Annotated in this window: 10 protein-coding genes and 1 pseudogene; 4 read left to right on the top strand and 7 right to left on the bottom strand. The window is 66.5% G+C overall.

What is annotated here, in order from left to right:
* Positions 1–47: 47 nt before the first annotated feature.
* Positions 48–809: a transposase family protein gene (locus EDC02_RS11305; protein WP_199757588.1), complete on the top strand. Its 762-nt coding sequence runs from the start codon at positions 48–50 to the stop codon at positions 807–809.
* A gap of 522 nt (positions 810–1331) precedes the next feature.
* Here the strand turns inward: EDC02_RS11305 and EDC02_RS11295 are convergent.
* Both EDC02_RS11295 and EDC02_RS11285 read right to left on the bottom strand, forming a co-directional pair.
* A complete protein-coding gene (locus tag EDC02_RS11295) occupies positions 1332–1934 on the bottom strand; it encodes a hypothetical protein (protein ID WP_123601906.1) in 603 nt (200 codons plus the stop codon).
* Between the two features lie 849 nt (positions 1935–2783).
* Positions 2784–3461 (bottom strand): hypothetical protein, encoded by a 678-nt coding sequence (locus EDC02_RS11285; protein WP_199757587.1) that lies wholly within the window; start codon positions 3459–3461, stop codon positions 2784–2786.
* Positions 3462–3646: 185 nt separating this feature from the next.
* On the opposite strand from EDC02_RS11285, the gene EDC02_RS11280 reads away from it, so the two are divergent.
* Entirely contained in the window at positions 3647–4963 is a 1317-nt protein-coding gene (locus tag EDC02_RS11280) for an ISL3 family transposase (RefSeq protein WP_123601905.1), read from the top strand.
* Here the strand turns inward: EDC02_RS11280 and EDC02_RS11275 are convergent.
* Positions 4960–5313 carry an HNH endonuclease gene (locus EDC02_RS11275; RefSeq protein WP_199757586.1) on the bottom strand — a complete coding sequence of 118 codons (354 nt, stop codon included), beginning with the start codon at positions 5311–5313 and terminating at the stop codon, positions 4960–4962. The two genes, EDC02_RS11280 and EDC02_RS11275, sit on opposite strands and share 4 nt — an antisense overlap.
* A gap of 164 nt (positions 5314–5477) precedes the next feature.
* Between EDC02_RS11275 and EDC02_RS41550 the strand changes: the two genes are divergently transcribed.
* Together EDC02_RS41550 and EDC02_RS11265 are read left to right on the top strand one after the other, a co-directional pair.
* Positions 5478–6512, top strand: a complete 1035-nt coding sequence (locus EDC02_RS41550; RefSeq protein ID WP_233605864.1) for a hypothetical protein — start codon at positions 5478–5480, stop codon at positions 6510–6512.
* A 232-nt stretch (positions 6513–6744) separates the two neighbouring features.
* A pseudogene (locus tag EDC02_RS11265) lies at positions 6745–7427 on the top strand (IS6 family transposase).
* A 360-nt stretch (positions 7428–7787) separates the two neighbouring features.
* Here EDC02_RS11265 and EDC02_RS11260 read toward each other — a convergent pair.
* From EDC02_RS11260 to EDC02_RS11240, 4 genes are all read right to left on the bottom strand, one after another.
* Positions 7788–8159, bottom strand: a complete 372-nt coding sequence (locus EDC02_RS11260) for a helix-turn-helix transcriptional regulator (protein WP_123601904.1) — start codon at positions 8157–8159, stop codon at positions 7788–7790.
* 828 nt (positions 8160–8987) lie between these two features.
* Entirely contained in the window at positions 8988–10748 is a 1761-nt protein-coding gene (locus EDC02_RS11250) for a UvrD-helicase domain-containing protein (protein WP_123601903.1), read from the bottom strand.
* Between the two features lie 6 nt (positions 10749–10754).
* The gene (locus EDC02_RS11245; RefSeq protein WP_199757585.1) at positions 10755–12680 is read right to left on the bottom strand and encodes an ATP-dependent endonuclease; all 1926 of its coding nucleotides are present in this window, start codon (positions 12678–12680) and stop codon (positions 10755–10757) included.
* Positions 12681–13014: 334 nt separating this feature from the next.
* Positions 13015–13683: a hypothetical protein gene (locus tag EDC02_RS11240; protein WP_123601901.1), complete on the bottom strand. Its 669-nt coding sequence runs from the start codon at positions 13681–13683 to the stop codon at positions 13015–13017.
* Positions 13684–13690 lie beyond the last annotated feature (7 nt).

Raw genomic sequence — 13690 nt, 5'->3', positions numbered from 1 at the left:
GATGGAGTTACCACACAACACCCAAGTAGAAAAACGGACCGCCGAACATGTATCATACCACCGGCTTTACTACCGACCAGATCCGCGACCTCTGCGCGCTCATCCGCACCGAATGCCAGGACCTGGAAGTGGAACCCTGGCCGCCGATCCTCGGTCTCTACCGCGCGGTCGTCGTCGCGTTGACGTACCTGCGCCGAAACCGCGTCCAAGCGGAAATCGCCGAGGCGCACAGCGTCTCGCAGGCGACAATCTCCCGAGCGATCACCGGCGTCACTCCCGTACTTAAGCGCGTGCTCACAGGATTCGTGCCGACCGCCGACGAGCTCAGCCCCAGCGTCCAGTACCTCGTCGACGGCACGCTGCTCCCTTGCTGGTCATGGCGCACGGACCGCTGTCTGTTCTCCGGCAAACACAAGACCACGGGCATGAGCGTTCAGGTCGCATGCACTCTCGACGGTGCACTCGCCTGGATCTCCGACCCAGTCGCCGGCAACCGCCACGACTCGTACGCGATCAACGACGCCGAGGTCCTCGTCACCCTCAACCCTGGAGACTGGATCGGTGACAAGGGTTACGTCGGAAACGGCATGATCACCCCGTACAAAAAGCCCAAGGGCGGCGAACTCACGGAGTGGCAGAAGGAATACAACCGGCAGGTCAACAAGATCCGCTGGGTCGTCGAGCAGGTCATCGCGAATCTGAAGACCTGGCGGATCCTGCACACCGACTACCGCAGACCCCTCGGAACCTTCAGAGAAACTATCTCCTGTGTCATCGGTCTGCAGTTCTACAGGATCGCCTGTGAATAAGCCTCAAGGGCAGCGTCGATTTCTACTCCACCTACCCCGGGATGTACGTGCCTCGGCCGGTCGGCCTCCGCCCGGCGCGGCTCACCGTCAGCCCACGTGAGCTTGCCACCGAGGTTCTCGCGCTGAGCAAGATGAACTGGAACCAGTCGCAACTTGATGGCCGCTTCCCCATCACCCTGCGCACAGCCGACCAAGTCAAGCAAATACTACGGTTCTGCGACCCGGCTGAGGAAATCGCAACACGTTACGCTCAGTACATGTAACCAGGACACATTGGCCTCACGCCTTACCCGGATCTGTCGCCGAGCGCGCGCCCGCGCCGGAACGCCCTCGGTAGCCCTCGATGCTTAGCGGAGGCTCTAGGAGCAGGGGCACCCCCGAGAATGCCTGCGGTGGTCCGGTGCTGCACGACTTGAACCGGCTGGGTGAGCACCTCGGGCACCCTGGGGCGAGTCGACGCCCGACTTTGAGGATCTGGGCCGCGCTCGAATTCGCGCCAACGCGTCCGGCGCTCGATGGAGCCTACCGGCGTCGGAAGATCACGAGCGAATCGAAGCGGTACGGCCATTGCGGGATCGATACCTGGGCGGTCTGCCGCCACCCGGCGTCGAGCCGGTCGTAGAGCGGATCTATGTCTCCCCGCTGACGGCCGTCGGTGATGAGAGCTAGCCGAGCAGGTTCGTACGCGTCGAGGACATGCGGCAAGAAGCCGCCGGGACGCTCCGGCCAGCACACGAAGAGTGTCCGGTCGGGATGTGTGCGGACCGCACGCTCGTCGCCGGTTGTGACCGGGCTCCATCTCGGAGCATCAGCGATGTACCCGTTGTCTCCAGGTAGCAGGTGGTCATAGGCGACGACGTCTACGCCGCGATCGCGCAGTAGCCGTGCCCAGTAGCCGGAGCCCGCACCGATCTCAACCAGCGCCCCCAGCTCAGCCAGCCGGTCGAGGGCCTCCAGCGAGGGTACGGCGTACGAGTAGAGCCGTAGCAAATCCTGGAGTTCGCGTCCAGCGAGTCCGCGTGGGTTCCCCGCCGCCTGCCATGCCTGCCACCACACCAGATAGGCCGGAGTCTCATTCACCCAGGCGGCGTTCCGATCGGCTGGATCTGGCAGTTCGTAGTGCATCGAACCATGATGCCGATGCACCTCACCACTCGTAGCCACCGGGTGGGGCGGTCACCGCCAACTGCTCATGGCTGGCCAACGAATGAGGACAGGCCCCACCGACCGCCCGGCCACGCCACGAAGCCGCCGTCGAGTTTGCGCAGGTTGGTCGGAGAGCGCATGCCGGCGTCGGAGACGACGACCGCGAATCCTCGCCGGCCGGCCCCACGCCACGCGGGGTCGACACTCGTGGCGGACGTTCCTCCGTACCCAGGCGGCAGGGCTACTGGCCACCGACTTCTTCCATCTCGACACGATCACGCCGCGCCGGCTCCACGTGCTGGTCGTGATGGAGATCGCCACCCGCCGAGTGCACATCCTCGGCGTGACCGAGCACCCGGACCCATGCCTGGGTGACCCAACAGACCCGCAACCTGGTCATGGGCCTCGGAGAACGAACCAGCGCGTTCCAGTTCCTGATCCGCGACCGTGACACCAGATTCGGGGCGTCCTTGCCGGGGGCGCCGACAGCTGCAACCTAACCAGGTCCGAAGGTACTTGTACCGATCGACGGCGTCGTCCAACGCCGACGACGGCTGGGAGGAACCATCAACGAGTACCACCGGGCCGCATAAATCGATCTGCGGATCCGCAGGTCAACGACCGGAACCCCGTTTTGGCACCCTACAAGATGTACGGCCGCGCGAACCTCGACCTCCTCCGCAAACGCGTCCTCGCAGCAGCCTGAGCGACTGCCAAGACCAATCACAGAATGTGCGCCAGAGCCAGTCTCAGCGCGTCGTCGACAGAAACGGGCATAAACCCACGCCTCTGAACCAAGCAGGGTCGCGAGGCGATAGACAGTCGGGTCTACGGCTGGCGCGGCTCGAGCTCAGCTCTGCCTCTGTCGGTCAGGGTTGCACTGCTGGACCAAAACTCCAGGCTCTCGAAGCAGAGGATCAAGCCGTCGTTGCGTAGGCCGCGGATCAGGTCCCGCCACAGCACCTCCGGGTGCCCAGACAGTCCGCCTTCGGGGAAGAACTCGGAAAGCGACGCCGGCTCGCCCGGATGCTCGGAACCGTACTGATCGAGCCATCGGAGGAACAGCAGACGCCCGACCTCACGGCTGACAGCGCCCGCCGTCGTGCCCATGGGCTTGCCGCTCTTGTCCACGAGGTGCGCGTGATCACCAGGATGGATTTCGATATGCAGCTCAGGCCAGGGCGAACCCTCTCTGGTCACGCCGCCGGTTAGGAGAAGTCGCCTCATGTATGCGCCCACGAAGTAGTTCCGCTGGCCAAGCTGACTGATGTACTCGCCCAGGGCCTTTGCCGCATCCCGGTGCTCTCGGACGCTGTGCAGGTCCTCGGAGATGTCGCCGTAGTCCTTGACCATATCCAGGAACTCGACCATCAGGTCTTCGTCCTCTTCGGGCATGTAGTCGGGGAGCACGTAGCTGGTCGCTACACACTCCTGGACCATCGGCCAGAGCTGGTGACCAGTGGCGATGATGTTCAGCTTCCGTGGCACTGGATAAGACGGATCCAAGATCAACCTCATTGGCTCTGGGCCTTCGCCCTGCGTAGCCACCCACTCGGCATGCTCACGTTTGAGGGCTCTTCGAAGTTGAGCGGGGTTCGCGGTTGACGGCGACCCTGGCGTAGAGGGCTCGCAGCCCTTCGGTGATCATCTGAGTGTCTAGATCGGATGGTCACAAGCGGAGAGCTGCGAGCATGGTCAACGATACGACCCGGCTGCTGGGCCTGGACGGCCTGGTGGTGGATCGGGTCAGGTTGGACCCCGACGGTGTCCCGGTGGTTGCTCTGTCTACCGCCGATGAGCAGGCACAATGCTGCCCGGACTGCGGTGTGCGGGCCCGGCGGGTCAAGGACTGGGTGACGACCCGGCCGAGGGACCTGCCCGTGGCGGGCCGTGCGACGCGGCTACGGTGGCGTAAACGCCGCTGGCATTGCGACCACGGCGGATGCCGACGCCGGACGTTCACCGAGCAGGTGGCGCAGGTCCCAGCCCGGCATCGGGTGACCGCCCGGTTGCGGCAGGCCGCCGCGGCGGCGGTCGCCGACGGCGCCCGCACGGTCGTACAGTCCGCCCGTGACCATGACCTGTCCTGGCCGGTGGTCGCGGCGGCGTTCACCGCCCACGCGGGCGTGGTGCTGCCCGACGAACCGGAACCGGTGGAGGTCCTCGGGATCGACGAGACCCGCCGGGGCCGGCCGAAGTGGGTCTTCGACCAGGTCAGCCAGGCGTGGCAGAGCAGTGTGGACCGGTGGCACGTCGGGATGTGTGACCTGTCCGGCGGTCAGGGACTACTGGGCCAGGTCGAGGGCCGCACCGCCCAGGTGGTCATCGACTGGCTCGGCCACCGCAGCCAGACGTGGCGCGATCAGGTCCGGTACGTCGCGATCGACATGTGCACGATCTTCAAGTCCGCGGTCCGTGAGGCGCTGCCGCACGCGATCCTCGTCGTCGATCACTTCCACGTCGTGCAACTCGCCCACCAGGCCCTCAACGAGGTCCGCCGCCGGGTCACCGTGCAGGTCCGGGGCCGCCGGGGCCGCGCCGGTGACCGCGAATGGGACCTGCGTAACCGGCTGACCCGCTCCGCGAGGCGGATGCGCGCGGAACGCGTCGACAAGCTCTGCGACGAGATCGCCGGGCTACCCGCCGGCATCAGCGTGCCGGTCCTCGCCGCGTGGAACGCCAAGGAAGACCTCCTCGACCTGCTGGCCCTGGCCCGCACCCACCCGGACCGGGAAAACGTCGCTCGACTGCTGCACCGCTTCTACCAACGCTGCGCCGACAGCGGTCTACCCGAACTCGCCCGCCTCGCGACCACGATCGAGATCTGGTGGCCCCAGATCCTCGCGTTCCTGCACACCGGCATCACCAACGCCGGCTCCGAAGGCACCAACCGAGTCATCAAAACCGTCGCCCGCGACGCCTACGGCTTCCGCAACCCGATCAACCAACGCCTACGAACCCGCTGCGCGACCACCCGGAAAAGCCGCGGACACCTCAACCCCGCTTAACTTCGAAGAGCCCGTTTGAGCCGGCGCAGCTTCTCCACAGTGAAGTGGTTCGGCTGGTCGTCCACCTGCTTGTGGTGCTTGTTGCACAGCAACATCAGGTTGTCGTGGAGGTCAAGCTTGTCCGGGTCCAGGCCGCCAGCTCGGGGACCACCGGGGCTCTTGGCGACGATGTGCGCCAGTTCGCCGAAGACCGATGGATCATCGGCCTCGGTTCCGGGTGTGAGCACAAGCACTCTGCAGAGTGAACACTTCCCGCCAGCCTCGGACCAGACGATTTTCAGCGTTCTCTCGGATATCGCCACAGGGACCTTCACTCTGCCGCCTGGCCCGACCGCCAGGAACACCGCCACGTAGGAGCGTGCCTCCCGTTGTCGCAGCCCTTCATGGTACCGCCGAGCGCATCGATGCCCCTAGCTAGCCCTACGACCAGAGCCATGGCCATCTCCGCCCCTTGGCACGCTCCGAATGCCGGTACGATCATGCCGTACCGAACGTGTGTTGGGAAAGACCGAAGGTGAACACCATAGGCATGACCGGTCGGCAAGAACATGAGGGCCCGGACAAGTACCTGGACAACGAACCCGTTCGTGGCCAGGCCGCAGACAAGGACGGAGAAGAGTACGACGACCGGACGATCCCACCGGAGGTGCTCGCCCGGCTCCAGGATGCGCTCAGCCGCGCACTGCAGCCGCAGGTCAAGGTGCTGGCCGAGCAAGTGCGGGTGCAGCTGCCGCAAATAGAGATTCCGCGGGCGGCCGTGCCAAACTTCGACGAGTACGTTGCTCGGGTCGTGAACGCGGCGATGCCGAACGTGAAGTCGCTGATGGCGCAGCTGTCGTTCGAGGTTCCGAACCTGCGTGGCCTGCGCGGGCAGATGCAGTTGTTGGCCGAGAAGCTCCCGCCGAACTGGCGTGGCTCCGGCATCAAACTGATCGATGCATGGTCAGTGCTGCAGGAGGAAGGCATTCCGCTGGTATGGGTTCCACGCGCGGAGATCCTGGCCGAGCTGCTCGCCGCTCCGGACCGGGCGGCCCGTCTCAAGATCCTCGTGGCGCACGACGCTGCGGTGGCAGACGACTGCCGCGCTGTCCTGACCGAGGTGACGCATTCCGAGTTGGCTGAGCAGGTGCCGCTCGGTTTCAAAGCGGTCGACGCGTTTGCTGCGGGGCATTGCGAGTCGGCGCAGGCTCTGGCCGTCGTGGTCGTTGAGACGGTCGTCACGCGGCTGATCAAGCCGAAGGCGCAGCTGCCGGGCCAGCGGGCGAGCAAGTACCAGCGGATCGCCGCCGAGCTGAGGGTCGACAGCCCGAAGGATCTGACCGTCGGGAACATGCGGTTCCGCGCCGCTATGGCACCAATCAGCCCGTTCTTCGTCCCGTGGTATCCCGACCGGGGCGACCCTGCCCCGGAGGAGCTGAGCCGGCACGTCACCGTGCACCAGGCTCACGTTGCGCATTACTCGCCGGGCAACGCTGCCGTCGCGGTCATGATGGTCGCGTCAGTGCTGCGGGGCATTCAGGAGCAACTTGAGTTTAGGGACGGTTCGTAAGGGCTGCGTGGCTAACTCGTGCGGAGCAGCCGCCCGCCGGCGTTCTGTGACTTTGGCCTGGCTCGATCGGTTGGTGAGGGTAGGCGTGAATGGGCGGGTGCCCGGCCCCGGGTACCCGCCGATCACAACAGGAGGAAGGAAGAGGGTCTGTTGCGTTGGGCGAGAGCATGATCGACTTCGGCCTGCCGGTGTGGTCTGCTCGGCCGGTGATGTCGTTGTCTCGTGTTCGGTCCTGGTCCCCGAAGCCGTCGGCTTCCGGTTCCCGCCCGAAGTGATCGTCCTGGCGATCCGCTGGTACCTGCGGTTCAACCTCTCGTACCGGGATGTGGAGGAGCTGCCGCTCGAACGCGGTGTCGAGGCCATCACGTCATCGTCTACCGGTGGGTGCAGCGGTTCACCCCGCTACTCGCGGACGCCGCCCGGTTCGCTCGTCACTCACCTGGTGACCGTTGGCACGTCGACGAGACCTACGTCAAGGTCAACGGCATCTGGCGATACGTCTACCGCGCCGTCGACCAGTACGGGCAGGTCATCGACGTGCTCGTATCGGCACGTCGGGACGCCGCTGCGGCCCGGCGGTTCTTTCACCGGGCGCTGACCACGCAGAAGGTCATGCCCACCGAGGCGGTCACCGACGTGAACCCGGTCTATCCGAGGGTGCTCGATGACCTGGTCCCGTCGGCGTGGCACCACGTCGAACGGCAAGCCAACAATCCGATCGAGGCCGACCACAGTCAACTCAAGCACCGGCTCAGACCGATGCGCGGGCTACGCACCGACCGCACCGCGCAGACGATCATCGCCGGCCATGCTTTCGTGCAGAACCTCCGACGCGGACACTACGAACTCGCCACTGACGTCCCGCGCGCTTTGCGGGTGACGGTCGCGGTCACGGAGCTGGCGCGAGGGATTTGATCACTGCCTGGCTGAGGCGGCTCGGCGTGTCCACCGATCAGCCAATGCAACAGCGCCACTGGCGCCGACGCAGGCTCAATCGCCCACCGCTCGGCTTGCCTACGCTGATTGGGCCAACTCGGGCTTCGGGAAGTACCAACACGTGGGCGGACTGGAAACACGTGTCGCGCACAGCCGAGGCCACCCGGCATGAGGCCACCCTACGATCCGGGTGAGACGCGCGGAGCAGGTGTCGACTGCTCGTGGCAGGCTGTCAAGGTTACCTTTCTGCTTCCGATCGCGACGTCCGTGCGTTCGATTGCGACGCGCCGGGTAGGTGCCGGGTCAGCTGACCCGGCGCAGGTCTTCGACGCTGCCAGCTCAGCGGGTTTTCTTCGTCGCCCGCTTGCGGGGCGGCGTCAACAACTCGGCGATCGCGGCGATCGCGGACGGCACCAGGCGGTAGTACGCCCAGACGCCGCGCTTCTCACGCTCGAGCAGGCCGGCCTCGGTGAGGATGCGAAGGTGGTGACTCACCGTCGGTTGAGATAGCCCGAGCGGCGTGGTGAGGTCACTCACGGACGCCTCGCCCTCCGGGGCCGACTGGATCAGGCTGAGCAGACGCAGCCGGGCCGGGTCGGCGAATGCCTTCAGCACTCCCGCGAGCCGCTCAGCATCGGCCCGCTTGATCGGCTCGCCGGCAAGGGGCGAGATGGCAGGCGTTGTAGTTTCCGCAGTTCCCACGCCTTGCATAGTTGCAGCAACACCACCTTCAGACTGGTGAAACGAGGGCTGAATCACGCTGAGTTCGCTGGCGGGAGCCGGCCGCGTCGGTAGCGGCCGTGTTGCCATGATGATTGGCGGATCGATGGAGGTGTGTCGGGTTTGACCGGATCATGTGATGTGGTGGTAGCAGGGGTGGGCAGGCTGGCCTGGCAGCGGGTTACTACCTGCGTCGGGCCGGCGTGGATTACGTCATCCTCGTCGCAGCCGGGCGGCGCGTGGCGGCACGCCTGGGACTCGTTGCGGCTGTTCTCCCCGGCGGAGTACAGCCCGCTACCGGGATGGGGAATGCCGAGCTAGGAGGGCGAGGACTTCCCGACCGCCGGTCACGTCGTGGACTACCTGTGGGCCTACGAGCAGCGATACGAACTCCCAGTGCGCCGGCCGGTCCGGGTACACCAGGTGCGAGCAGCGGGGGACCGCCTGGCGGTGGAAAACTGACGCCGGGAGGTGGCTGGCTCGGTACGTCATTTCCGCGACCGGCACGTGGGAGTGCCCGTACGTGCCCGACATCCCAGGCCGTGCTGAGTTCGCCGGTCGGCACACACCTCGCCCGAGCAGTTCCGGGGCCAGCGGGTCGTGATCGTCGGCGGGGGCAATTCGGGGGGTAGCCACTGCCTGTCAGTTCGACGTCCAGGCGGTTCAAGCCCAGGCTTGCCCGACGGCGCGGTGTGGAGGCCTTCGTATGGTGTGCGAAGAACCGGTGCGTCGCGGTTCGGCAGCACGGGATGCGGCACGGGGCGGCCTGCGATCTGCCTGCGGTCGAGGCCATGGAACTGCAGCGCTGAGGCTGGGGTGTCAGGCATTCGTGCCCCCGGTGTCTCGGGTGTTCTGGACGACCATGAACGGCACCGCGTCCCGTTGAAGGCAGGACGTTACGGCGGGCACCTGCGGGTCGGCTGTAACCAGGATGAGCAGGCGCTGGGCGCGGGATGCGCCGACGTACAGCACCCGCCGGCTTTCGCCGGGATCGCCCTTGCTCCAGAGCCCGACCCCGTCGGCGGAGGTGGCGCGTCTCGGCAGCGGCGGGATCGCGACTGCGGTGACCGTTGCTTGGAGGCCCTTGAAGCCGTGGACCGTCGACCAGTCGAGCGCATCGGGTTCGTCAATCATGAGGACGGGCCAGGTGTCGCCGTTCGGGGAGCGGAGGCCTCCGGTGTTGATCCAGCCGTCCCACCCCAACGCCTTGATGCCGTTGCGCAACTCGGCGCGGAAGTCGCTGGGTGGGCCGTCGAAGGGTGAGGTCCTGCTGGCGAGCCGCAGGCAACCGTCCCGAAACGTGCGTGGGGTGAGTCCGACGGAGCCGAGGAACTCGGCGTCGGCGAGCACACGGTCGTCGTCGTGGCCGAGCCCGCGGAGGATGCCTTCGATCGTCTGCATGGCCTCGGTCCGGGCCCGGGCGCTGGCGCGCAGATCTTGAAGGGTCGCTGCGGCCTGGGCGAGCTGGACGAGTTTGCCACCGCTTTTGTCGCCCGGCGGTGAGGCGCCGGCGCACTCGCGGGCGTCCTTCTCACCGTAGGCGAGCACCTTGATCTCCTCGCGGTTGAAGCCCATCGACCCGGCGACCTCGATGATCTTCGAGCGAGCGTGGTCGAACCCGCTCACGGGCAGGACCACGACGGGGTACTGGTCGTCCTTCCATTTCCCGAGCGGGATGTCGCTGCCTGTATCGGCGCGCAAGCTGTTGACGACGGCGCAGATCGCCGGGGAGCTTCGGTAGTTGCCGTCGAACCGGGTTCCTTCGGGGACTCGGCCGACGAGGTTCTGGACCGCCTCGATGGTGGAGCCGCGGAAGCCGTAGATGGACTGGTCGAGGTCGCCCACCATGACGGTCTCGATGCCGGAGTCCAGCAGGAAGTTGATGAGGAAGATGTCGCTGCTGTCGCAGTCCTGTACCTCGTCGACGATGACCGACCCGAACCGGGCGCTCATCAGCTGGCCCAACCGGGCCCGGTTGGTCGGGTCGGTGAGGTAGTGCTCCATCAGCACCCGCGTCGCCGCGCAGTCCATCACCCCATTCGCGAGGAACCGGCGAGCCAGGCGTGAGGCATTGGTGTTGGCCGTATTCCGCTGCCAGTCCGAGAGGTTGGTGACGATGCTGCGCTGGGCGTACGGGACCTGGTGGCTGACCAGCCGGGCGTTGCCGCCGTCGTGGTCGAAGGCGAACCAGCCGAGCTGGAACTCCAGCGGCACCCCAGCCACCCTGAACGTGGTGCCCTGGACGGTGTGCCACGAGTCCTTGAACGTGGGGACCGTGCCCGTCAACGCCTTGTACAGGGGCGTGACGATGAACCGGTTGATGAAGCCGTCGATGGTGCCGACGTAGTTCGGGGCCGTGAGGAGGTCTGGCCGCTGGGCGCACCGCTGACGCGCCTCGTTGATCGCCGCGTTGGTGAACGACAACAGGGCGACGCCCTGCCGGGCGGGAACGCCGGGGCGCTGGGTGAAGCGCTCGACGATGCTCTGAGTCTTACCAGCGCCCGGGCAAGCCGGGACGAAGACGCTGCCCGGCTTGTCGATGAGGGCGCGCTGCGCCGGCGAGAAGTCGATCTCGTCCATGCCCGCCTACCGCATCGCCGACTGGATGGCCTGTGCGAGGTAGGCGGGGCACTTGAGCGTGCCGCCGCTCTGGATCAGCTCGGCGACATCGTGGGCGAACTCGCCCTTGCCGATGTACCGCTTGGTGGTGCGCAGTTTGCGGTAGAAGACCTCCGCCGGGTTCGTGCTCATCGCGAGCGTGTTCCAGAACTTACCTGACCTGGGCTTTTGGCGCTTGAACGCGGTCTCCAGCAGCGGGCCGTTGACCGTGAACGGGTTCATCAGGTCGGCCTCGAGTGTGAACTCGGCGGCGAACACGGCGAGGACCGAGCCGGCGCCCAGCTGGGTGGCGATCTCTTCCAGGCGGTCCTTGCGGCTGAGTGTGGCGGCCGGTTCGTCCTCCGACGCGGGCTCGTCGGCCTCGGGCTCATCTTCGAGACCGTCGTCTTGGTCGACCTCGTCAACGATGTCGGGATCGCCGTCGGTGATGACCACCAGCCGGTCGACGAGCCGAACGCCGTTGACCTGCTGTAGGAGGAGCCTAAGGTAGGGGCCGAAGTCGACGCTGCCGATGCTGATGATCGACACAGCCCGGAATTCGCGGCACTTCGCCCCGTAGTCGGCCGCCGCCCTGTCGAAGACGCAGTGGCGTGCGAGCGGCGGCAGGATGACGGCCTCGGAGACACCCTCCACAAGGACCGCGCGCCGGGTGAACAGTAACTCGGCGCGGCTGACGTCGAGATACTGGTCGATCTTGCGGCATTCCTCGTTGGTCAGGTCGATGTCGCACAGGGCGATCGCGGCGGTGCCGCGCTGGACGCCGGTCGGCGCTCCCTCAGCCTCAGTTACCGGGGACTCTTCGGTGGTCTGGGTCTCCTGGGTACGCAGGACCACGATACTGCGGATGCCCACCGCGCTGGCCAGGTTCGGCGAGTGGGTCGTGGCGACCACCTGGATGCGACCCGCCGGGCCGTCGGTGTCGTCGCGCAGCGACTTGACGGACTGCTCTTGGAGGTAGTCCAGGAGCACGGCCTGCAGTTGCGGGTGGAGGTGGGCCTCCGGCTCCTCCACGAGGAAGAGAGTGAGCTCGGCGTCCTGGGCGTTGCGTAGCTCGATGATGACCGACGCCATGTAGAGAAGGTTGGCGTAGCCGAGGCCCGAGTCCTCGATGTCGGCGAGGTCGACGCCGTGCTCGGCCATCTTCAGGCGAAGGCCACGGGCGAGCCGCTGCAGCCGGACATCGCGGAAGCTCAGACCGATGACCTGTCCCCGGACCGGATCGGTGAGGTCGCTGACGTGCTCCTGCAGCCGCTTCTGGGTGCCGGTGATGACGTCGTGTTCCTCGAGCTTGCGCAGTCCGTCGATCGCCTGGTCGAGGAAGTCCGTGCGGGACGCCTCGCTCGTCAGGTACTTGATGATGAGCGCCATGCGGTTGCCGGTGGCGGAGTCCAGCTCACGCTTGGCGTCGCGCAGCGGCGCCAGGTAGACGTGCCTGATCTGGTCCCGCTTCTCGGGTTCGGCGTCGGACCCGGCGGCCCGGCCGACTAGGTTTTCCACCTTGGACCGGCGGGGTACGTCCACGTCCGGCCGGAACCGGGTCATGTAGTACGCCTTGTTCGTCGCGATATCGAGCGCGCCGATGTACTGGCCTTGCTGGAACCGCGTCAGGCCATCGAACTCGCTCACGATCTCGATGGGTCCGTCCGCGCCGGTGGAGACGTCGTCGGTCTCCAGGTAGCGGACCCGTCGCCCGCTCAGCGGCGTGGTGAGCAGCCGCATCGCGTCGATGACGTTGGACTTGCCGGAGTTGTTGTCGCCGACAAGTAGCGTCAGGCCGGGCTGGAGCTTGATCTCCACGTCGCGACACGAGCGAAAGTTCGTGAGCCGCAGGCCGGCGAGATACATGCCGTCCCCCGTGGTCGGCGCGCTGAGCGTGGTCGGTGCTGCGGACATGCTGGCCGGAACTCCCGCCTAAAATGGGGACATATATTGCATGAGTGTCAGATGGGCGCAATGCGGAAGAGTGCAGTGCCCTTGCTGACCCGTCGTGTTTGCGCCCGGTCTACTGCGGGGTACGCGACCGGCACGGGTTCGCGATGAGGCGTACACGTTCGCGGGCATGTCCCGATCGAGAACACCTGACCCCAGGCCGAACGGCACGGCCGGACGAGCGGGTACGCCACCCGTACTCGACGAGCAGCATGCCATGCGGTGACCGCGAGGATGGATACGGTGCCGAGCCTGGCTTGGGCCTCATCGCTGTTTGCTGCCTTTCCGTTTCGTCGGCTCAGCGCGCTTCCCTCCGTTCGCCGCGCAGGTAGGTGTTGACCCTGTTGCCGAGCGCGGTCAGGCGGTCGATGGTGTGGCGGAGCCGCTGTCCCTCAATCCGCATCTGCTGGCGCAGGTCGTCGTCGGGGACCCGCTCGTGCAGGATGGCCTGGACGTCGCCTTCCAACGTTTCGGCGACGAAGGTGAGCAGTTCGTTGTGCGCGTCGAACAGGCCTACTGCGTCGTCGTCATGCTTGGCTTCCACGGCCTGCCAGTACGGGCAGAAGGCTCTGGTTCGGTCTGGCACCTGCGCGTCCTCGGCGACGATGACCGCGCCGAGTTCGACGCCGGCTGCGGCCCACGGCCCACCTTGGTGCTCTCGGGCGTGCGCCGTGGGGCCGCTGTTCTGGGGCACGAGGACGGGAATGGCTGTCGCCACGGCGGCGGTTCGGTCCTCCACCGCGTCGAGCGCCGGGTCGCGATCGACGCGGGCGTGGGTGGCCACGCTGATCGGAGTCTCCGCCGGCAGCCTCGCCATCAGCGCCGCCAGTTCCCCGGCGGTTCGGATCTCGACCTGCGCGCCACCCAGAACCGATTCGACCGCCGCAACCGCCTTGGCCTGATCTTCACGATCGTCGGGGTCGGCCCCGCTGTCGTATGGGCTGTTGACCATCAGCCGGTCCTCCACACGGTGT

The sequence above is a fragment of the Micromonospora sp. Llam0 genome, assembly GCF_003751085.1.
In the GTDB taxonomy this organism is placed as follows: Bacteria; Actinomycetota; Actinomycetes; order Mycobacteriales; family Micromonosporaceae; genus Micromonospora_E.
This window is presented reverse-complemented; position numbering and strand designations above follow the sequence as displayed.

Coding starts and splice junctions, on each gene's coding strand:
- EDC02_RS11305 (WP_199757588.1), top strand. CDS start 48: ATGTATCATACCACCGGCTTTACTACCGACCAGATCCGCGACCTCTGC.
- EDC02_RS11295 (WP_123601906.1), bottom strand. CDS start 1,934: ATGCACTACGAACTGCCAGATCCAGCCGATCGGAACGCCGCCTGGGTG.
- EDC02_RS11280 (WP_123601905.1), top strand. CDS start 3,647: ATGGTCAACGATACGACCCGGCTGCTGGGCCTGGACGGCCTGGTGGTG.
- EDC02_RS11260 (WP_123601904.1), bottom strand. CDS start 8,159: ATGCAAGGCGTGGGAACTGCGGAAACTACAACGCCTGCCATCTCGCCC.
- EDC02_RS11250 (WP_123601903.1), bottom strand. CDS start 10,748: ATGGACGAGATCGACTTCTCGCCGGCGCAGCGCGCCCTCATCGACAAG.
- EDC02_RS11245 (WP_199757585.1), bottom strand. CDS start 12,680: ATGTCCGCAGCACCGACCACGCTCAGCGCGCCGACCACGGGGGACGGC.